Consider the following 20,615-nt stretch of genomic DNA (forward strand, 5'->3'; position numbering starts at 1 on the left):
CGGTGTCGCCCCGTAGCGTACGCTTCCACAGTCGGGACCGGGAGGAGGAGGATGCGCACCGCGATCGTGGGCGCCGTGCTCCTCGTGCTCGGCGGCATCGCCGTGGCGACGGGCCTGCTGCCCGTCCCGGAGGCCGTCGAACTGTGGGACCGCGTGTGGCCCATCCTGCTCTTCGTGATCGCCATCACGGTCGTGACGGAACTGGCCGCCGAGGCCGGCGTCTTCACCATCCTCGCGCAGCAGACCGCCCGGTGGGGGCGCGGACGCGCCTGGGTGCTGTGGCTGCTGGTGGTGCTGGTCGCCGCGCTCAGCACCATCTTCCTGTCGCTGGACACGACGGCCGTGCTGCTCACCCCGGTCGTCATCGTGATGGCGCGTCACGCCGGGATCAACCCGCTGCCGTTCGCCCTCACCACGGTGTGGATGGCGAACGCCGGGTCGCTCCTGCTGCCCGTGTCGAACCTCACGAACCTGCTGGCCCAGCACGCGATGGGGGATCCGACCCCGGCCGCGTTCGCCGCGCTGATGCTGGCCCCGGCGCTGGTCGCGATGATCGTGCCGATGATCGTGGTGTTCGTGATCGCCCGCAAGTTCCTGCTCGTGCGCTACGAGACCGGGGAGGAGGACGGGATCGAGGACCCCATCCTGTTCTGGGTGTCGGCCGCGGTCGTCGTCGCGCTCATCCCGCTGCTCGTCTCCGGCCTGCCGGTCTGGCTGCCGACCAGCATCGCGGCCCTGGTGCTCATCGCGCTGTTCCTCGTGCGACGCCGGTCGGTCGTGCGGTTCGGGCTGCTGCCGTGGCAGCTGGTGCTGCTCGCCTCCGGGCTGTTCCTGTTCATCGAGGCGCTGCACTCGGCCGGGCTCGGGACGATCATGGCGGTCATCTCGGGCACCGGCGAGTCCCCGCTGGCCCTGCTGCGGCTCTCGCTCACCGGTCTGGTCGGCGCCAACGCGATCGACAACCTGCCGGCGTACCTCGCTCTGGAGCCCGTCGCGACGAGTCCGGCGCGGCTGGCCGCGCTCCTGATCGGCGTGAACGCCGGTCCGCTGATCACGCCGTGGGCGTCGCTCGCGACGTTGCTCTGGCACCAGCGACTGACGTCGTTCGACGTGGAGATCCGCTGGAGCCGCTACATGCTCCTCGGCCTGATCGTTGCGCCGGTGACGGTCGTGCTCGCGACGCTCGCCCTCTCCGCCACGCTGTAGCTGCGCGCCCGCCCGGCCGGTCATCGAGGGGCCGCAACACGCCGTTATCCCGCCGGGATAACGGCGTGTTGCGCCCCTCGATCGCGGCGCGCGGGGCGGGGCCCGCGGCTACTCGGCGGGGAGCAGCTGCGCGGCGTTGACGACGCGGCGGCGGGCCACCGCGATCAGCGCGACGGCGAAGCCGAACGCCGCCCACAGCAGCAGCCCGCCCAGGCCGCGCCACGCATCCGCCGAGCCGTCGATCGCGCCCTGGAGGGCAGTGATGGCGGGGGAGGTCGGCAGCCACGGCAGTGCCGCATCGAAGAACGTCGGGGCGGTCGACACGATGCCGGAGGCGAGCGTCACCACCACGACCAGCATCGACAGGAACCGCCCGACGCCGCCGAGCAGCGCCACGAGGCCGTGGTTGACGGCGGCGAACGCGATCCCGGCCGCCGCCGCCAGGGCGGCGAAGCCGAACCAGTGGCCCACGTCCAGCCCGAGGGCGGGAGCCATGACCGCGGACACGAGCACGCCCTGCGCCACGCCGAGCACCGCCGCCGGGACGAACCCGTCGAGCGCGATGAGCCCGGCGGCGCGCGCGGTCAGCAGCGCACGGCGCGACAGCGCCTGCAGCACGAGGAACGTCGCCAGAGCGCCGAGCCACAGCGCGACGGAGGCGAACAGCGGGATGCTGGAGGTGCCGAACGCGGTCGTGCCGGACGCCTTCTGCGTGACCGGCTGCGCGGCGACATCCGCCAGGCTCTTCCGTTCGCTGGTGTCGTAGCTCGGGAGCTGCTTCACCGCCGAGTGCAGGCCCGTAGCGAGCGAGGAGGCGCCCGACGCGGACTGGTCGGCGCCGGAGGCGAGCGCCGGGATGCCGTCGCTCAGCTGCTGCACGCCGGTCGCGAACTGCTGCGCACCGTCCGCCGACTGGGAGGCGCCGGAGGCGAGCTGCTGCGCGCCGGACGCCGACTGGGCGGTGCCGGAGGCGAGCTGCTGCGCCCCGGACGCCGACTGGGCGATGCCGTTCGTGAGCGCCGGCATCCCCGCCGCGAGCTGCTGCGTGCCGCCCGCGACCGTCGAGGCCAGGCCGGTGAGGCTCGGGTTCCCGCCCTGCGGGGTGGTCATGCCGGCACGCGTCTGCGCGATGCCCTCGCAGGTCGGGTCGAGCGCGCCGTGCGCTGCGACGCAGCCGTTGTACAGCTCACCGAGCCCGTCCGCGGTCTTCTGCACGCCGGCGGAGACGCCCGCAGCGCCGGCGGCGAGCTGCTGCGTCTGCGCCGGCAGGCCGGAGGTGCTCTGCTGCAGGGTCGTCAGGCCACCGGCCAGCGAACCGGCGCCGCCCGACAGCTGCTGGAGGCCATCGGCCAGGCCCGAGGTGCCGTCGGACAGCTGCGAGATGCCGCTCGCCAGCGACGATGCGCCGGTCGACAGCTGCGCGGCGCCGTCGGCCAGCTGGTGGGTGCCGCTCGCCAGCTGCACCAGGCCGCCGGAGAGCTGGTCGGCTCCGGTCGCGGCCTTGCCGAGCTGCTCGCCGAGGGTGTTGAAGCCGACGTAGACGTTCGCGATGTATGTGGAGGTGAGCTGCTTGTTCAGCACGGAGGTCGCCGTGGTCGTGACCGCCTGGCTGATCGCCGGGTCCACCAGCTTCGACTCCGGGCTGGTGCGCACGTCGATGGTCGCCTGCGTGGCGTCGGCGGCCGCCCCGGCGGTCGAGGTCGCCGCCTTCGAGAAGTTCTCCGGGATGGTCACCACAGAGACGTACTCGCCGCTCGCGAGGCCCTTGTCCGCATCCTTCTTGTCGCTCAGCACCCAGGTGAAGTTGTCGTTCGCGCTGTCGAGGAGCCCGGCGGACAGCTGACGTCCGAGCGGTACCGTCTGTCCGTTGACCTTCACCGGCTGGTCGAGGTTCACCACCGCCGCCTTGACGTCGTGGAGGCGCTCGGTCGGATTCCACAGCGCCCAGACGAGGAGGCCGCCGATGACGATCGGCACGAGCAGGATGCCGACGATCGTCAGCCAGGTGACGCGCTTGTCGGAGCGCATCCGCTCCAGCGAGAACAGGGAGCGGGGACGGCGGAGTGAGGATGTTGGCGTGGTCATCAGGCGTTGGTCTTCTCGAGGTGGGCGCCGTGCTCGGCGCGGTCGGTGTCGGTGAGGTCGGTGGCGGCGTCCGGACGCGTGCGGCGGCCGCGGGGCTCGCCGTCGAGGTCGACGGCGGTGGGCTCCACCGCCTCCGGGAGCAGGTCGTCGAGGCCGGACGGATCGACGCAGCTCACCACCAGGACGAACGGGCGCTCTTCGACCCGCGCCCGGCTGAGGGCGGCGGTCAGCTCGGCGCGGATGCGCCGGCGCTCGACCGGGTCGGTGACGCCGTCGACGCCGTCGAGGGCGAGCAGCTGCGGGCGGCTGGCGAGGGCGCGGCGGAGGTCGTCCACCGGGGTCTCGGCCGTGTCCAGCCGCACCATGGAGGTGCGCGAGCGGACGGCGGCGCCGCGCGTGGGCAGCACGAAGCCGGCGACCTTCACGGTCCCGCCGTCGATGCGCGTGCGGCCCGTGATGGCCATGAGCAGCGCGAGCGCCGCGGTGCGATCGCCGCCGTGCACGACCAGCACCTCGCCGTCGCCGAGCCGGAACGACACGTCGCCGACCAGCTTCCGCGAGCGCGCGCTGACGCCCAGGCCCTCGGCCGCCGCGACGTCGCGGGCGCCGGCCTCCGGCCAGTCGGCCAGCTCCAGCTCCTTCTGCAGGCCGTCGCCCTCCACGTCGAACGACGGCAGGATACGGTCCAGCCAGCGCGGCATCCACCACGCCTTCTCGCCGAGCAGCTGGAGCACGGCGGGGACGAGCGTCATGCGGACGATGAAGGCGTCGACGAACACACCCACGGCGAGCCCCAACGCGATCGGCTTGATCGAGGCGTCGCCTTCCGGCACGAACGCCGCGAAGACGGAGATCATGATGATCGCCGCGGCCGTGACGACCTTCGCCGAGCCCACGAACCCGCTCTGGATGGCGCGGCGCGCGTTGCCGCCGTGCACGTAGTCCTCGCGGATGCGGCTGACCAGGAAGACCTCGTAGTCCATGGCGAGGCCGAACAGCACGCCCATCAGGATGATCGGCATGAACGAGATGATCGGGCCCGTCTTGTCGACGTGCATGACATCCGACAGCCAGCCCCACTCGAACACGGCCGTGACCGCGCCGAACGCCGCGCCGACGGACAGCAGGTAGCCGAGGGCCGCCTTGATGGGCACCGCGATCGACCGGAACACCATCGTGAGCAGGATGAGCGAGAGCCCGACCACGAGCACGCCGAAGGGAAGGAGCGCCCCGGCCAGCCGCGACGACACGTCGATCTGCGCGGCCGTGTTGCCGGTGACCTTCAGGTCGACGCCGTACTCGTCGAGGAAGTGCTGGTGCTTGGAGCGGATCTCGGCGACCAGGTCGGCCGTCTTCTGGTCGTTCGGGCCGGTGGTCGGCACCACCTGGACGATCCCGGTGTCGGCGGTCGCGTTCGGAGTGGCGAGCGGCACGGAGGCGACGCCGGGGAGCTCTGCGATCTCGTCGCCGATCTTGGTCATCAGACCGACGGGGTCCGTGCTCTGGATGATGGACCCGGTGACGATGAGGGGGCCGTTGTAGCCGGGGCCGAAGTGCTCGGAGACCAGGTCGTAGGCGATGCGTGCGGGCTTGCCCTCCGGCTGCGACCCGGCGTCCGGCAGCGCCAGCCGCAGCTGGAGCGCGGGCAGCGCGGCGACGCCGAGCGCGATGACGACGGCCACGACGGTGACGATCGGGATGCGCGTGACCACGCGGACCCACCCGCGGAAGAACCCGGGCGGGATCTCGGCGGTCGCGGCGTGGGTGAAGGACGGAGCGGCGGAGGTCGGTTCGGCGGGGCCGGAGTCGGCCACAGCGCCGGCGACAGCGCCGGCGTCAGCGCCGGCGTCAGCGCCGGCGTCGTCGGCGTCGTCCCGTCCGGCGGAGGCTGCCGCCGCCCGCTTCGCCTCCCGGGCGGCCTTCCGCCGCCCCGGGGTGAGCCGCGCCCCGGCGAAGCCGAGCAGCGCGGGCGTCAGGGTCAGGGCGACCAGCACGGCGACGAAGACCGCGACCGACGCGGCGATGCCCATCGTCGTCAGGAACGGTATGCCCGCGACGGCGAGCCCGGCGAGCGCGATGATCACAGTGATGCCCGCGAACAGCACCGCGGAGCCGGCCGTCGCGACGGCCCGCGCGGTCGACTCCTCCGGGGGGACCCCCGATTTCAGCTGGCCCTGATGCCTCGAGATGATGAAGAGCGAGTAGTCGATGCCGACCGCCAGGCCGAGCATGAGGGCGAGCATCGGCGTCGTGGACGAGATCGAGCCGAACAGCGTCGCGATGAAGATCAGGCACATCGAGATCGCGACGCCCAGCAGCGCGGTGAGCAGCGGCATCCCGGCGGCGAGGAACGATCCGAAGGTCACGATGAGCACGACGAGCGCGATCCCGACGCCGATGAGCTCGACCGCGGAGAGCGTCGGCAGGTTCTGCGAGAAGAGCTGACCGCCGACCGCGGACTTCGAACCGTCCGGCAGCTGCTTGGCCAGGTCGGCGCCCGCATCCTTGATCGCCGTCTTGGTGTCGTCGGTGACCGTGGTCATCTGGCCCTTCAGCTGGACCGTGATGATCGCCGCCGAGCGGTCGTCCGAGATGAGGTTCTTGACCTGGGCGGAGTAGGGCGAGCTCACGCCCGAGACGCCCGGGATGTCCTTGACCGCATCCACCGTGTCCTCGATGGGCTGCTTGATGTCGCTGTCATCGACCGTCGTGCCGTCGGGCGCCACCACGACGATCTGCGCCGACGTGCCGCTGACCTGCGGGAAGGTGCGGCTGAGCGTGTCGAGCGCCTCCTGGGACTCGGTACCCGGGATGCTGAAGCTGTTGTCCGTGCCCTGGTTGAACAGCAGGGCGCCGCCGCCGAGGAGGGCGAGGAGGCCGATCCAGACGATCACGACCAGAGCGCGGGCGCGGTAGGCCCACCGGCCGACCGAGTACAGGAGCGATGACACGGGTTCTCCAGTGGGTGAGTACCGAAAGCGACGACAGGGATTCGATACATCCTTGTATCCGTACAGAACCGTATCGGATACACTGCTGTATCGAAAGTAGGATTCAGGAAGGTTTCAGCTTGGAAAGCACGACTCTCAGTGAGGCGGTCCCGGCCGACGGACGCGAGGACGCGCCCGCCGAATCCGCGCGTCGGCGGCGCACCCGGGCCCGGCTGCTCGACGCCGCGTTCGAGGTCTTCGCCGACCAGGGCGTGCGCGCCGCCAGCGTCGAGACGATCGCGGAGGCCGCCGGCTTCACCCGGGGTGCGTTCTACTCGAACTTCTCCAGTAAGGAGGAGCTGTTCTTCGCCCTCATGGAGCGCGAGAAGACGATGCGGCTGGAGCAGCTGAACTCCGGCGTCGCGCAGTTCCTCACCCCGCTCGTGGGTGAGCACGGCGCCGACCTCGGCGACCAGGAAGTCATCCAGACCATCACGCGCATCCTCGAGCTGCAGTCCGACGACCGCCGCTGGTGGCTCGTGCAGGCCGAGTTCCAGCTGATGGCGCTGCGCGACCACTCGATCGCCGCCGACTACCTGCGCTACCACGACGAGTTCTTCTCGGACCTGACGGAGATCGTCGTGGAGGCGCTCAGCAGCGCCCGGCGCCGGTTCACCATCGACCCGGAGGAGGCGGTACGCGTGATCGCGGAGCTGTGCGCCAACGGGGAGGCGCGCGCAGTGCTCGCCGACGACCAGCGGACGTTCACGGAGCGGCTGTCCGCCTCCGTCCCCGCCATCCTGCTGGCGCTCACCGAGCGCATCTGACGCCGCGCCGGCCGGCCCGGCACGCACAGCACATCTGAGCGTTCCCCAAGGGTCGCGGGCTAGAGTCTGGGGGATGCGACCCGAAGCATCCCGAGACCGCCGCGCGCTGCGCGCCTCCCGCCTGCTCCGTGCCGTCGTCGTCGCGGCCGCCGCCTCCGTCGCCCTCGTGCTGAGCGGCTGCTCGGGGGCACCAAGCGGCGCCGAGACTCCGGACGCCGCGTCGCGCGCCCAGACGGCCGCTCCCACCCCGACCGCCACGCCCGACCCCTTCCCGAAGGAGCCGCTGACGCCGGCGACGCGGTACGTCGCGCTGGGTGACTCCTACGCGGCCGGGTTCGGCGGAGGAGCCGAGCAGGGGAAGTGCCGTCTCAGCGCGAACGGCTACCCGTCCGTCTTCGCGCGGAAGGCGGGCATCGACCTCGTCGTCAACGCCGCGTGCGCGGGCGCGACCACCTCCGACCTGCTCAAGCACCAGCTGATCGCGCTCGACGACCGCACGGACCTGGTCACCGTCAGCATCGGCGGGAACGACCTGGGCGTGGCCGAGATCGCGGGGGACTGCGCCGCCGGCAAGGCCGCCGCCTGCCGCAACGAGGTGACGGCCGCGCTCTCGCTGCTGAATGTCCTGCCCGACCGGCTGCAGACGGTCTACAGCGCCATCGCGCAGGCGGCTCCGAACGCGCGCATCGTGGTGACCGGGTACACGCTGCTCTACGACGTCTCGGCTCCGGGTGCGCCGGACTTCCAGACCTCCGCGGCGATCAACGCGGCCACGCTGGGGCTGAACGAGGTCATCCGGCAGGCGGTCGACGACCAGCGCGCGGCGGGCAAGCCGCTCACCTTCCTCCCGGTCGACTTCGCCGGTCACGAGGTCGGCGATGCGAAGCCCTGGCTCAACACGACCGGCGCCGATGTCTTCCATCCGACCGCCGCCGGCTACGCCGAGTACGCGAACCGGCTGGTCCAGCTGCTCGGGAGGGCGCAGTGACGCCGGCCTGACCTGTGCGGCCCCGGGGCCTGGCGGAGGGACGCTGGTACCCTGGCTGGTGTCTCACGTCCCGACCTCTCGAGGGAGTTGACCCACCATCACCGCCACGCCTGCACCGACCGCCTCCACGTCCACCGCCGGACCGGAGGGCGACACGTACGACCTGATCATCGTGTCGAACCGGCTCCCCGTCGACCGCGTGCTCGACGAGAGCGGCAACGCCGACTGGCGCCCGTCGCCCGGTGGTCTGGTCGCCGCGCTGGAGCCCGTGATGCGGTCGCAGGACGGCGTGTGGATCGGCTGGGCCGGCGTTGCGGACGAGGACGTGGAGCCGTTCGAGGCCGGCGGCATCAACATCCACCCCGTCCCGCTCTCCGAGCAGGAGCTGCAGGAGTACTACGAGGGCTTCTCCAACGACACCCTCTGGCCGCTCTACCACGACGTGATCGCGCAGCCGAGCTACCACCGGGAGTGGTGGGAGAGCTACGTGCGGGTCAACCGCCGCTTCGCCCAGGCCGCCGCCGACGTGGCCGCAAAGGGCGCGGTCGTCTGGGTGCACGACTACCAGCTGCAGCTCGTGCCGGCGATGCTGCGCGAGCTGCGGCCGGATCTGGTGATCGGGTTCTTCAACCACATCCCGTTCCCGCCGTACGGGATCTACTCGCAGCTTCCGTGGCGCCGTCAGATCATCGACGGACTGCTCGGCGCCGACGTGATCGGGTTCCAGCGCGTGGCGGATGCGGGGAACTTCTCGCGGGCCGTGCGGCGGCTTAAGGGCTACGAGACCCGCGGTCCCATCATCGAGGTGCCGATCGACACCGACGACCCGGAGGCGGGCTCGCACCGTCACGTGACGACCGACCGCCGCGGCGGTCTCGCCCGCACGGTGCTGGCGCGCCAGTTCCCGATCTCCATCGACGCCGACCAGTACCAGGAGCTCGCCCGCCGGCCCGACATCCAGGCCCGCGCCAAGGAGATCCGCGAGGAGCTCGGCAACCCCGAGAAGATCATGCTCGGCGTCGACCGCCTCGACTACACGAAGGGCATCGGCCACCGGCTGAAGGCCTTCGGCGAGCTCCTCGAGGAGGGGCGCGTGAAGGCCGAGGACGTCACGCTCGTCCAGGTCGCCAGCCCCAGCCGCGAGCGCGTCGAGACCTACCGCCAGCTGCGCGACGAGATCGAGCTGACCGTCGGCCGCATCAACGGCGACTACTCGACGCTGGGCCACACCGCCGTCGCGTATCTGCACCACGGCTACCCCCGCGAGGAGATGGTGGCGCTCTACCTCGCCGCCGACGTCATGCTCGTCACCGCCCTGCGCGACGGCATGAACCTGGTCGCCAAGGAGTACGTCGCGACCCGGGTGGACGAAGACGGCGTGCTGGTGCTCAGCGAGTTCGCCGGGGCGTCCGACGAGCTGCGCCAGGCGCTGCTGATCAACCCGCACGACATCGAAGGGCTCAAGGACACCGTCCTGCAGGCGCTGGCGATGCCGAAGCGCGACCGCACCCGTCGCATGCGGGCGCTGCGCAAGAAGGTGCTGACCAACGACGTGGCCCGCTGGTCGGCGTCGTTCCTCGACGCGCTCACGCGCCGCGCGCACGGCGACCACCCGCTCCAGGACCCGCCGGTCAACCGGCGCTGAGCCGTCCGCCGCCTCCCCGCCGCTCGACTCCCTTCGCCCGACTCCTGTTTGCCCGACTCCTGTTTGAAGGACGCATGACCGACACCGCCTCCCACCGTCCGCCCGCCGCCGCCGTCGCACTTGTCGGCGCGCTGCAGGAACTGGCCCGCGCCGACCGGCTGCTGCTCGCGCTCGACTTCGACGGCACTCTCGCCCCGTTCGTCGACGTGCCGCGCGGCGCCCGCGCCCTGCCGGAGTCGAAGGCCGCCCTCGACCGGCTGGAGCACCTGCCGCGCACGTGGGTCGCGTACGTCTCCGGGCGGCCGCTCACGAGCCTCGAGACGGTGACGGAGGCGGAGGCGGACGAGGATGCGCTCCTGGTCGGGTCGCACGGCGTCGAGATCCGCTTCGGCCGCGACGGCGTCTCGCTCGACCTGACCGACGACGAGCAGGCGACGCTGGAGCGCCTGGGCGGTGTGCTGCAGGAGCTGGTGGACAGCATCCCGGGCGCCAAGCTCGAGATCAAGCCGGTCGGCTTCGGCGTGCACTACCGGCAGGTCGACCCGGCGGAGGGCCGCACGGTCGTGGCCCGCGCGCGGGAGGCGGCCGCGGGCGTCAGCGATGCGCTGACCATCCGCGACGGCAAGGACATCATCGAGTTCTCGGTCCGCGGCGCGAACAAGGGCGACGGCGTCGAGCGGCTCCGCGAGTACACGAAGGCCACCGCGGTGCTGTTCGCCGGCGACGACGTCACCGACGAGGACGGCTTCGCCGTGCTGCGTCCGGAGCGCGGGGACGTGGGCATCAAGGTGGGCGCGGGCGAGACCGCCGCGCAGTACCGGGTCGCCGACGAGCGTGCGATCGCGACGCTGCTGGGCCTGCTGGCGCAGGCGCGTGAGGCGCACGTGAACTCGTCCACCGACTGACGGCCGCACGAGCTCTCCCCAGGCGCGGGACACATGGTCGGAGCGGCATTCGAGACGTCCTAGAGTTGACCCATGCCAGAAGTCGATTGGAAACCGCGTTCGCGCGTCGTCACGGACGGGATCGAAGCCACCACCAGCCGCGGGATGCTCCGCGCCGTCGGAATGGGCGATGAAGACTGGGAGAAGCCGCAGATCGGCATCGCGTCCTCCTGGAACGAGATCACGCCCTGCAACCTCTCGCTCGACCGCCTCGCGCAGGGCGCGAAGGAGGGCGTGCACGCCGGTGGCGGCTACCCGCTCCAGTTCGGCACCATCTCGGTCTCCGACGGCATCTCGATGGGCCACGAGGGGATGCACTTCTCGCTCGTCTCGCGCGAGGTCATCGCCGACTCGGTCGAGACCGTCATGATGGCGGAGCGCCTCGACGGCACCGTGCTGCTCGCGGGATGCGACAAGTCGCTCCCCGGCATGCTGATGGCCGCGGCCCGCCTCGACCTCTCGGCGGTCTTCCTCTACGCCGGTTCGATCGCACCCGGCTGGGTGAAGCTCTCCGACGGCACGGAGAAGGACGTCACGATCATCGACTCCTTCGAGGCGGTCGGCGCCTGCAAGGCCGGCAAGATGAGCGAAGAAGACCTCAAGCGCATCGAGTGCGCCATCGCCCCGGGCGAGGGCGCCTGCGGCGGCATGTACACGGCCAACACGATGGCGTCCGTCGCGGAGGCGCTCGGCATGAGCCTCCCCGGCTCCGCCGCTCCGCCCTCGGCCGACCGCCGCCGCGACTACTACGCGCACCGCTCCGGTGAGGCCGTGGTCAACCTGCTCAAGAAGGGCATCACGGCGCGCGACATCCTCACCAAGGAGGCGTTCGAGAACGCGATCGCCGTCGCCATGGCGTTCGGCGGCTCGACCAACGTCGTGCTCCACCTGCTCGCGATCGCGCACGAGGCCGAGGTCGACCTCACGATCGACGACTTCAACCGCATCGGCGACAAGGTGCCGCACATCGGCGACCTGAAGCCGTTCGGCAAGTACGTCATGAACGACGTCGACCGTCACGGCGGCGTCCCCGTGGTCATGAAGGCCCTGCTCGACGCGGGCCTGCTCCACGGCGACTGCCTCACCGTCACGGGCAAGACCGTGGCCGAGAACCTGGCCGAGATCAACCCGCCCGCACCGGACGGCGAGGTCATGCGCTCGCTCGACAACCCCATTCACCCGACCGGCGGCATCACCATCCTCAAGGGCTCGCTCGCCCCCGAGGGCGCCGTCGTCAAGACCGCCGGCTTCGACGCCGAGGTGTTCGAGGGCCCCGCCCGCGTGTTCGAGCGCGAGCGCGCCGCGATGGACGCCCTCACCGAGGGCAGCATCAAGGCCGGCGACGTGGTCATCATCCGCTACGAGGGCCCCAAGGGCGGGCCCGGGATGCGCGAGATGCTCGCCATCACCGCCGCCATCAAGGGCGCAGGGCTCGGCAAGGATGTACTACTATTGACGGACGGACGATTCTCAGGCGGCACAACCGGCCTGTGCATCGGCCACATAGCACCCGAAGCGGTGGACGCTGGTCCCATCGCCTTCGTGCGCGATGGTGATCTGATACGGGTCGATATCGCGGCTCGCTCCCTCGACCTACTTGTCGACGAGTCAGAGCTGACCGCCCGCCGTGAAGGCTGGGCGCCTCTTCCTCCGCGCTATACCCGTGGCGTTCTCGCGAAGTTCTCCAAGCTCGTGCGCTCCGCAGCAGAAGGAGCCGTCACCGGGTGAGAGGGCCCCGCGCCAGCACCATCCATCACTATTCGCACGTAAGGGACTGATACAGGCATGTCCACGGATGCAACCCCCAGTACTGTGTTGCCGTCCGCGACGCCGGGCAAGGCGTCGCCCGAGATCCTGACCGGCTCGCAGTCGGTCGTCCGCACGCTCGAGCTCCTCGGCGTCACCGACGTCTTCGGCCTGCCCGGCGGCGCCATCCTCCCCATCTACGACGCCATCATGGACTCGACCCGGATCCGCCACGTGCTGGTCCGCCATGAGCAGGGCGGCGGCCACGCGGCCGAGGGCTACGCGGTCGCGGCCAACAAGGTCGGCGTCGCGATGGCCACCTCCGGACCCGGCGCGACCAACCTGGTCACCGCCATCATGGACGCGCACATGGACTCCGTCCCGGTCGTGTTCATCACCGGCCAGGTGTTCTCCACGCTGATGGGCACGGACGCGTTCCAGGAGGCCGACATCGTCGGCATCACCATGCCGATCACCAAGCACTCGTTCCTGGTGAAGGACGTCGAGGACATCCCGGCCACGATCGCGGCGGCGTACCACATCGCCGGGACCGGCCGCCCGGGCCCCGTGCTCGTCGACATCACCAAGGACGCGCAGCAGAACTCCGCTCCGTTCAACTGGCCGCCGAAGGTCGACCTGCCGGGCTACCGGCCGATCACCAAGGCGCACGGCAAGCAGGTGCTGGCCGCGGCCCAGCTGCTCGCCGAGGCGAAGAAGCCGGTGCTCTACGTCGGCGGCGGAGTGATCCGCGCCCGCGCGTCGCAGGAGCTGTTCGAGCTCGCAGAGATCACCGGGGCGCCCGTGGTCACCACGCTGACGGCGCGCGGCGCCTTCCCGGACACGCACAAGCAGCACCTCGGCATGCCCGGGATGCACGGGACGGTGCCCGCGGTGCTCTCGCTCCAGGAGTCGGACCTCATCGTGTCGCTCGGCGCGCGGTTCGACGACCGGGTGACCGGCAACACCTCGCTGTTCGCACCGAACGCGAAGATCGTGCACGTCGACGTCGACCCGGCCGAGATCTCCAAGATCCGCACCGCCGACGTCCCCATCGTCGGCGATGCCAAGGATGTCATCGTCGATCTGACCGCCGCGTTCCAGGACGCCACCCGCACCCAGAAGCCCGACATCATCGAGTGGTGGACGTACCTGAACGGCCTCCGCGAGGAGTTCCCGCTCGGGTACACGCCCACCAGCGACGGCCTGCTGGCACCGCAGTACGTCATCCAGCGGATCGGCGAGCTGACCGGGCCCGAAGGCATCTACACAGCGGGCGTCGGCCAGCACCAGATGTGGGCCGCCCAGTTCATCAAGTACGAGCGTCCCAACTCGTGGCTGAACTCGGGCGGAGCCGGGACGATGGGCTACTCCGTGCCGGCGGCGATGGGCGCCAAGGTCGCCCAGCCCGACCGCGTGGTGTGGTCGATCGACGGCGACGGCTGCTTCCAGATGACCAACCAGGAGCTCGCCACCTGCACGATCAACAACATCCCGATCAAGGTGGCGATCATCAACAACTCGTCGCTCGGGATGGTGCGGCAGTGGCAGACGCTGTTCTACGACGGCCGCTACTCGAACACCGACCTCAACACGGGCCACGACACCGTGCGGGTGCCCGACTTCGTGAAGCTGGCCGAGGCGTACGGTGCGCTCGGCATCCGCGTCACGAAGGAGGAGGAGGTCGACGCCGCGATCAAGCTCGCGCTCGAGACCAACGACCGCCCCGTGGTGATCGACTTCGTGGTGAGCGCCGACGCGATGGTGTGGCCGATGGTGCCGCAGGGCGTCAGCAACAGCTACGTGCAGTACGCCCGCGACCACAGTCCGTCCTTCGGAGGGGAGTGACCCGTGAGCACGCACGTTCTGAGCCTCCTGGTGGAGGACAAGCCCGGTCTGCTGACCCGTGTCGCGGGGCTGTTCGCCCGGCGCGGGTTCAACATCCACTCTCTCGCGGTGGGCACGAGCGAGGTCGACGGCCTCTCGCGTATCACGGTCGTCGTGGATGTGGAGGACCTGCCGCTCGAGCAGGTGACGAAGCAGCTCAACAAGCTCATCAACGTGATCAAGATCGTCGAGCTCGAGCCGTCGCAGTCCGTCCAGCGCGAGCACCTGCTGATCAAGGTGCGGGTGGACAACTCCACGCGGTCGCAGGTGCTGGAGGCCGTGAACCTCTTCCGCGCCCGCGTCGTCGACGTGGCGACGGACGCCCTCGTCATCGAGGTCACCGGCGACAGCGGCAAGACGCAGGCGCTGCTCAAGGTGCTCGAGCCCTACGGGATCAAGGAGATGGCCCAGTCGGGCCTGCTCGCGATCGGCCGCGGCGGCAAGTCCATCACCGAGCGCGTCTTCAAGAACTAGCTCGCCCTCCGGGCGACGAAAGAACTAAGCAAGCACGAACCGAACCAGCAAGGAGAAGCACCAAGTGGCTGAGATCTACTACGACAACGACGCGGACCTGTCGATCATCCAGGGCAAGAAGGTCGCCGTCATCGGCTACGGCTCGCAGGGTCACGCGCACGCGCAGAACCTCCGCGACTCGGGCGTCGAGGTCGTCATCGGCCTCAAGGAGGGCTCGAAGTCGAAGCCCAAGGCCGAGGAGGCGGGCTTCCGCGTCCTGAGCGCCTCCGACGCCGCCGCGTGGGCCGACGTCATCGTCATCCTGGCGCCGGACCAGGTCCAGCGTCACCTGTACGCCGACGACATCAAGGACAACCTGCAGGAGGGCAACGCCCTCGTCTTCGGCCACGGCTTCAACATCCGCTTCGGCTACATCGAGGCGCCCGAGGGCGTCGACGTCATCATGGTCGCGCCCAAGGGCCCGGGCCACACGGTGCGCCGCGAGTACGAGGCCGGCCGTGGCGTCCCCGTGATCGTCGCCGTGGAGAAGGACGCGTCCGGCAACGCCTGGCCTCTGGTCCTCTCCTACGCCAAGGCGATCGGCGGCCTCCGCGCCGGCGGCATCAAGACGACCTTCACCGAGGAGACCGAGACCGATCTGTTCGGCGAGCAGGCCGTGCTCTGCGGCGGCGTCTCGCAGCTCGTCCAGTACGGGTTCGAGACCCTCACCGAGGCCGGCTACCAGCCGCAGGTCGCCTACTTCGAGGTGCTGCACGAGCTGAAGCTCATCGTGGACCTGATGTGGGAGGGCGGCATCGCCAAGCAGCGCTGGAGCGTCTCCGACACGGCCGAGTACGGCGACTACGTCTCCGGCCCGCGCGTCATCGACCCGCACGTGAAGGAGAACATGAAGGCCGTGCTGTCCGACATCCAGGACGGCACCTTCGCGAAGCGCTTCATCGCCGACCAGGACGCGGGCGCTCCCGAGTTCCTGGAGCTCCGCAAGAAGGGCGAGCAGCACCCCATCGAGGCCACCGGCCGCGAGCTGCGCAAGCTCTTCGCGTGGAACGCCTCCAACGACGACGACTACGTGGACGGCGAGGTCGCTCGCTGATCGCAGCGATCTCCCGGGAGAACCCGCGGTCTCGGCCGCAGGGTCCCGCCCAGTAGTCTCAGGGTGCCGCACGCGACGCGTGCGGCACCCTTCTGCGTGAGGAGCAGCGATGGGCATCGCCGTCGAGATCGCCGTCCAGGACATCGCCGGCGTGCGGGTCGCCCTCGCGGAGGGCGCCGACCGGGTCGAGCTGTGCACCGCGCTCGCGATGGGCGGCCTCACGCCGTCCGGCGGCCTGGTCCGGGCCGCGGTGGAGGTGGCCCGGCGACGCGGGCGCGAGAGTTTCGTCCACGTGCTGGTCCGTCCGCGCGGCGGCGGGTTCCTCTACGACGCGGACGAGGTGGCGATCACGGTCGCCGACATCCGGTTCGCCCGCGAGGCGGGCGCCGGCGGCGTCGTCATCGGCGCGCTCGACGAGCGCGGCACCGTCGACGGCGAAGCGGTCCGCCGGTTCGTCGACGCGGCCGAAGGGCTCGACGTCACTTTCCACCGCGCGCTGGATGTGGTGGCCGACCCGCTGACGGCCGTCGAAGAGCTCGCCGACCTCGGCGTCGACCGCGTGCTCACCTCGGGCGGCGCCGCGCGCAGCGTGGACGGCATCCCGAGTCTCCGGGAACTCGTCGGCCAGGCCGCCGGGCGGCTGCAGGTGATGGCCGGAGGCGGAGTCCGCGTCGACGACATCGCGTCGCTGGCGGCCTCCGGGGTGGCGGCGGTCCACCTGTCCGCCCGGACGACCGTGACCGGCGGCCCGAGCGGGCCGGGCGGGGGAGAGGCGGCCTACGACATCACCGACCCGGCGGTCGTCGCCGCGGCGGTCGAGTCGGCCCGCGACCCGCGCTGACGGCCGCTGCGCGCATCCGTCAGACCGCGCAGAACAGGCAGGCCGCGATGAGCACCACCTGGAGGATCGCGCGGGGCACGAGCGGCGTCGCGAAGACGCCGAACCGATCCGTCTTGCCGGCGGCGTAGGCGTTCGCCGGGAAGACGGCCACCAGGAACACCGCGAGGCAGATCGCCGCGGCCACCCGTGTGGCGGGCACCAGCAGCCCGATCCCGCCCGCGATCTCGCACAGCCCGGTCACGGCGACCAGGGTGCGCGGGGAGACGATCCGCAGGGCCGGCGGGATCATCGCCGCCATCCCGCGTGCCGGTCCCGGGACGAAGTGCAGCGCGCCCATCGCGACGAACACCACCGCGAGCAGGATGCGGACGATGAGCTGCGCTGTCTCGAGAAGGGTCACCGCCCCATCCTCTCCCGCGAGCACCTCCGGAGAGCACCCACACCCGGCGTAACGCGGCGAAAGGCGCCGATGGCCGACCGCTAGAGTTAAGCCGTTCCGCGCCCCACCGACCGTGGCGCACTTCTTCCCAAGCCAGCCCTCGCACCTCGAAGGAACTGCCACGTGACAAAGCCGGTCGTCCTGATCGCCGAAGAACTCTCGCCCGCCACCGTCGACGCCCTCGGGCCCGACTTCGAGATCCGCTCGGTGGACGGGACCGACCGGCCGGCTCTGCTCGACGCGGTGTCCGACGCCGACGCCATCCTGGTGCGCTCGGCCACCAAGGTCGACGCCGAGGTCATCGGCGCCGCCAAGGCCCTGAAGGTCATCGCCCGTGCCGGTGTCGGCCTCGACAACGTCGACATCAAGACCGCCACGAGCGCGGGCGTGATGGTCGTGAACGCTCCGACCTCGAACATCATCTCGGCCGCGGAGCTCACCGTCGGCCACATCCTGAGCCTCGCCCGCCACATCCCGGCCGCCCACAGCGCGCTGGCGCAGGGTCAGTGGAAGCGCTCCAAGTACACCGGTGTCGAGCTGTACGAGAAGACGATCGGCATCATCGGGCTCGGCCGCATCGGCGCGCTGATCACCGCGCGCCTGCAGGCCTTCGGCACGAACGTGGTCGCCTACGACCCCTACGTGACCAGCGCCCGGGCGCAGCAGCTCGGCGTCCAGCTGGTGACTCTGGACGAGCTGCTCGCGCAGTCGGACTTCATCACCATCCACATGCCGAAGACGCCCGAGACGACGGGCATGATCTCGGACGACCAGCTCGCCCAGATGAAGAAGACCGCCTTCATCGTGAACGTCGCGCGCGGCGGCCTGATCGACGAGGATGCGCTGTACCGCGCCCTCACGACCGGCACGATCGCGGGCGCGGGCCTCGACGTGTTCGTCTCCGAGCCGCCGCAGGACTCGCCGCTGCTCGCCCTGGACAACGTCGTCGTCACGCCGCACCTCGGCGCCTCCACCGACGAGGCGCAGGAGAAGGCGGGCGTCTCGGTCGCCCGGTCGGTGCGGCTGGCGCTCTCGGGCGAGTTGGTCCCCGACGCCGTGAACGTCGCGGGCGGCGTCATCGACCCGTACGTGCGTCCCGGCATCCCGCTCGTGGAGAAGCTCGGCCAGGTGTTCTCGGGCCTCGCGAGCAGCCCGGTCACGAGCGTCGACGTCGAGGTGCGTGGCGAGCTGGCCGACTACGACGTGAGCGTGCTCAAGCTGGCGGCACTGAAAGGCATCTTCACCAACATCGTCAGCGAGACGGTGTCGTACGTGAACGCGCCGCTGCTGGCCGACCAGCGCGGCATCGAGGTACGGCTCATCACGGACTCGGTGAGCGAGGAGTACCGCAACCTGATCACCCTCCGGGGCGCGCTGAGCGACGGGTCGCAGATCTCCGTCTCGGGCACGCTGACCGGTCCGAAGCAGATCGAGAAGATCGTCGGCATCAACGGCTACGACGTCGAGGTGCCGGTCGCCGAGCACCTGGTCGTCATGGTCTACGACGACCGCCCCGGCATCGTCGCGGTCTACGGGCGCGAGTTCGGCGAGGCCGCCATCAACATCGCGGGGATGCAGATCGCCCGCACCTCCGCCGGCGGCAAGGCGCTGAGCGTGCTGACGGTCGACTCGCGGGTGCCGGACGGCCTGCTCGAGAAGGTGCGCCTGGCGATCGACGCCGACCTGATGCAGGAGATCGACATCACCGAGGCGTGATGAGGAGGCGGCCCGGAAGATATTTCTTCCGGGCTGTCGATTCCGGCGGTTGACTTGCGTCGTAGGGATGTCGATATCCCTACGAACCGAGGAGACCACGATGTCCGACGAGTACGTTCTGCTCATCCGCGAGCCGAACTGGAATCCCGACGAGATGACGCCCGAGCAGTGGCAGGCCGGCATGGCCGGTCACGCCGCCTTCCAGGAGGCGGTCGCGGCCGCCGGTGAGCGCATCGTCGCCAGCAGCGCCCTTCAGGAGGCCAGCCGCGCCACCCGCATCGAGCCGAACGGCGGCGGCGACCCGGTGTACACGAGCGGCCCCTTCGGCGAGACCAGCGAGGTGATCACCGGCTTCTACAGCTTCACGGCGGCGAGCCCGCAGCAGGCGCGCGAACTGGCCGCGCTGTGCCCGACGCAGGGCTGGCTCGAGCTGTACCCGGTGCTGGTGCTGGACGCGGTGCGCTGAGTGACGCCGGCCGCCCCGCCCCCGCGTGCTCCGGTGGAGCGCGCCGGGGCGGAGCGCGCCCCCGGCGGCCCGGGCCAGCCTGGCGGGTCCGGGGGCAGGCCCGACATCGGCAAGCTCGAAACCGCCTGGCGCGAGGAGGCCCCGCGCATCCTCGGCGCCGTCGCGCGCACGACCGGCGATCTCCTGCTCGCGGAGGACGCCGTGCAGGAGGCCTTCGCGCGCGCCCTGGAGGAGGCCGCCCGCGGCCGTGTGCCGACGAACCCGGCGGCGTGGATCACGACGGTCGCACGCCGCGTCGCGCTCGACGCGCTGCGACGCGAGCAGACGGCGAACCGGGCCGCGCCCGCCCTCGCCGCCGAGCTGGCCCGCACGGAGCGGGCGACGTCCGACGACGCAGGGGAGGGGATGGTGTTCACCGGCGATGAGCGGCTGGAGCTCATCCTCCTGGTCGCGCATCCCGACCTCTCGGCGGAGGCCCGCGTCGAGCTGGCGCTCCGCTTCGTCTGCGGCCTGCCGACGGCACGGATCGCGGAGGTGTTCCTCGTTCCCGAGGCGACGATGGCCGCACGCCTCACGCGGGCCAAGAAGCGCATCCACTCGGCCGGCGTGCGGTTCGCGCTCGACGACCCGCGGGATGTCGCCGATCGGATGTCCGACGCGCTGGCGACGATCTACCTGCTGTACACGGTGGGGCACCTGACCGCCGACCGCGCCCTGCGCGCCGACGCCGTCGCTCTCGCGCGCGACGCCCACCGCATCGCGCGCACGGATGAGAGCGCCGGACTGCTCGCCCTGCTGCTGTTCACCGAGGCGCGGCAGGCCACGCGCTTGACCGCGGACGACGAGTTCGCCCTTCTGCGCGACGCCGATCGTTCGCGGTGGGACGTCCCGCTGATGACGGAGGCCGAGGCACTCGCGACGGCGGCGCTGGCGGGAGGCGGCCGGTACGCGCTGCAGGCCGGGATCGCCGGGCTCCATGCCATCGCCCGGACCTGGCAGGCCACCGACTGGCCCGCGATCGTCCGGCTCTACGACGGCCTGGTGCGGCAGTGGCCGAGTCCCGCCGCGCGGCTCGGCCGGGTGGTCGCACTGGGGCACAGCCCGGACGCCGGACCGGAGGTCGCCCTCTCGGCGTTGGCCGCCGATCCGGAACTCTTCCGCGGACCTGCCGCCGCCCAGGCGTACGCCGCCCGGGCGGAGCTGCTGCGGCTCTCCGGCCGGTCGGCGGAGGCGGTGCACGACCTGCGCCGCGCGGTCGAGGCCGCCGGGGACGAGCGGACCGCACGGTCGCTCGCCCGGCTGCTGGCCGCCGTCGAGTGATACCGGCGACC

Annotated in this window: 16 protein-coding genes; 13 read left to right on the forward strand and 3 right to left on the reverse strand. The window is 71.1% G+C overall.

The features are described from left to right. The first annotated feature begins 51 nt into the window (after nucleotides 1–51). Nucleotides 52–1,206 carry an SLC13 family permease gene (locus tag J2W45_RS02205; RefSeq protein WP_310128655.1) on the forward strand — a complete coding sequence of 385 codons (1,155 nt, stop codon included), beginning with the start codon at nucleotides 52–54 and terminating at the stop codon, nucleotides 1,204–1,206. A gap of 108 nt (nucleotides 1,207–1,314) precedes the next feature. Here J2W45_RS02205 and J2W45_RS02210 read toward each other — a convergent pair whose 3' ends face one another. Together J2W45_RS02210 and J2W45_RS02215 are read right to left on the reverse strand one after the other, a co-directional pair. After that, complete coding sequence (locus tag J2W45_RS02210; protein WP_310128657.1) at nucleotides 1,315–3,291, reverse strand: YhgE/Pip domain-containing protein; 1,977 nt, start codon at nucleotides 3,289–3,291, stop codon at nucleotides 1,315–1,317. Further along, complete coding sequence (locus J2W45_RS02215; RefSeq protein WP_310128659.1) at nucleotides 3,291–6,242, reverse strand: MMPL family transporter; 2,952 nt, start codon at nucleotides 6,240–6,242, stop codon at nucleotides 3,291–3,293. Before J2W45_RS02215 ends, J2W45_RS02210 begins: the two co-directional genes overlap by 1 nt. 119 nt (nucleotides 6,243–6,361) lie before the next feature. On the opposite strand from J2W45_RS02215, the gene J2W45_RS02220 reads away from it, so the two are divergent. From J2W45_RS02220 to J2W45_RS02260, 9 genes are all read left to right on the forward strand, one after another. Then, on the forward strand, nucleotides 6,362–7,048 hold the full coding sequence (locus J2W45_RS02220) for a TetR/AcrR family transcriptional regulator (protein WP_310128661.1): 687 nt from the start codon (nucleotides 6,362–6,364) through the stop codon (nucleotides 7,046–7,048). 73 nt (nucleotides 7,049–7,121) lie between these two features. Further along, nucleotides 7,122–8,036: an SGNH/GDSL hydrolase family protein gene (locus tag J2W45_RS02225; protein ID WP_310128663.1), complete on the forward strand. Its 915-nt coding sequence runs from the start codon at nucleotides 7,122–7,124 to the stop codon at nucleotides 8,034–8,036. 172 nt (nucleotides 8,037–8,208) lie between these two features. Beyond that, complete coding sequence (otsA, locus tag J2W45_RS02230; protein WP_310128665.1) at nucleotides 8,209–9,681, forward strand: alpha,alpha-trehalose-phosphate synthase (UDP-forming); 1,473 nt, start codon at nucleotides 8,209–8,211, stop codon at nucleotides 9,679–9,681. Nucleotides 9,682–9,755: 74 nt separating this feature from the next. Further along, nucleotides 9,756–10,586, forward strand: a complete 831-nt coding sequence (otsB, locus tag J2W45_RS02235) for a trehalose-phosphatase (RefSeq protein ID WP_310128667.1) — start codon at nucleotides 9,756–9,758, stop codon at nucleotides 10,584–10,586. Nucleotides 10,587–10,658: 72 nt separating this feature from the next. Beyond that, nucleotides 10,659–12,353 carry a dihydroxy-acid dehydratase gene (gene ilvD / locus J2W45_RS02240; protein WP_018190576.1) on the forward strand — a complete coding sequence of 565 codons (1,695 nt, stop codon included), beginning with the start codon at nucleotides 10,659–10,661 and terminating at the stop codon, nucleotides 12,351–12,353. Nucleotides 12,354–12,410: 57 nt separating this feature from the next. Further along, the gene (locus tag J2W45_RS02245; RefSeq protein ID WP_310128668.1) at nucleotides 12,411–14,216 is read left to right on the forward strand and encodes an acetolactate synthase large subunit; all 1,806 of its coding nucleotides are present in this window, start codon (nucleotides 12,411–12,413) and stop codon (nucleotides 14,214–14,216) included. Nucleotides 14,217–14,219: 3 nt separating this feature from the next. Continuing rightward, nucleotides 14,220–14,729 (forward strand): acetolactate synthase small subunit, encoded by a 510-nt coding sequence (gene ilvN / locus J2W45_RS02250; protein ID WP_310128669.1) that lies wholly within the window; start codon nucleotides 14,220–14,222, stop codon nucleotides 14,727–14,729. A gap of 64 nt (nucleotides 14,730–14,793) precedes the next feature. Further along, nucleotides 14,794–15,822, forward strand: a complete 1,029-nt coding sequence (gene ilvC, locus J2W45_RS02255) for a ketol-acid reductoisomerase (RefSeq protein WP_310128670.1) — start codon at nucleotides 14,794–14,796, stop codon at nucleotides 15,820–15,822. 109 nt (nucleotides 15,823–15,931) lie between these two features. Next, complete coding sequence (locus J2W45_RS02260) at nucleotides 15,932–16,663, forward strand: copper homeostasis protein CutC (protein ID WP_310128674.1); 732 nt, start codon at nucleotides 15,932–15,934, stop codon at nucleotides 16,661–16,663. Nucleotides 16,664–16,682: 19 nt separating this feature from the next. Here the strand turns inward: J2W45_RS02260 and J2W45_RS02265 are convergent, their stop codons facing one another. Continuing rightward, nucleotides 16,683–17,063: a DoxX family protein gene (locus J2W45_RS02265; RefSeq protein WP_310128676.1), complete on the reverse strand. Its 381-nt coding sequence runs from the start codon at nucleotides 17,061–17,063 to the stop codon at nucleotides 16,683–16,685. A 162-nt stretch (nucleotides 17,064–17,225) separates the two neighbouring features. Between J2W45_RS02265 and serA the strand changes: the two genes are divergently transcribed. The 3 genes from serA (at nucleotide 17,226) to J2W45_RS02280 (ending at nucleotide 20,604) form a co-directional block, all read left to right on the forward strand. Beyond that, complete coding sequence (gene serA / locus J2W45_RS02270) at nucleotides 17,226–18,818, forward strand: phosphoglycerate dehydrogenase (protein WP_310128679.1); 1,593 nt, start codon at nucleotides 17,226–17,228, stop codon at nucleotides 18,816–18,818. A gap of 100 nt (nucleotides 18,819–18,918) precedes the next feature. Beyond that, entirely contained in the window at nucleotides 18,919–19,284 is a 366-nt protein-coding gene (locus tag J2W45_RS02275) for a YciI family protein (protein ID WP_310128681.1), read from the forward strand. Continuing rightward, on the forward strand, nucleotides 19,285–20,604 hold the full coding sequence (locus J2W45_RS02280) for an RNA polymerase sigma factor (protein WP_310128683.1): 1,320 nt from the start codon (nucleotides 19,285–19,287) through the stop codon (nucleotides 20,602–20,604). Nucleotides 20,605–20,615 lie beyond the last annotated feature (11 nt).

Origin of the sequence: Leifsonia shinshuensis (assembly GCF_031456835.1) — a bacterium.
Lineage (GTDB): Bacteria > Actinomycetota > Actinomycetes > Actinomycetales > Microbacteriaceae > Leifsonia > Leifsonia shinshuensis_C.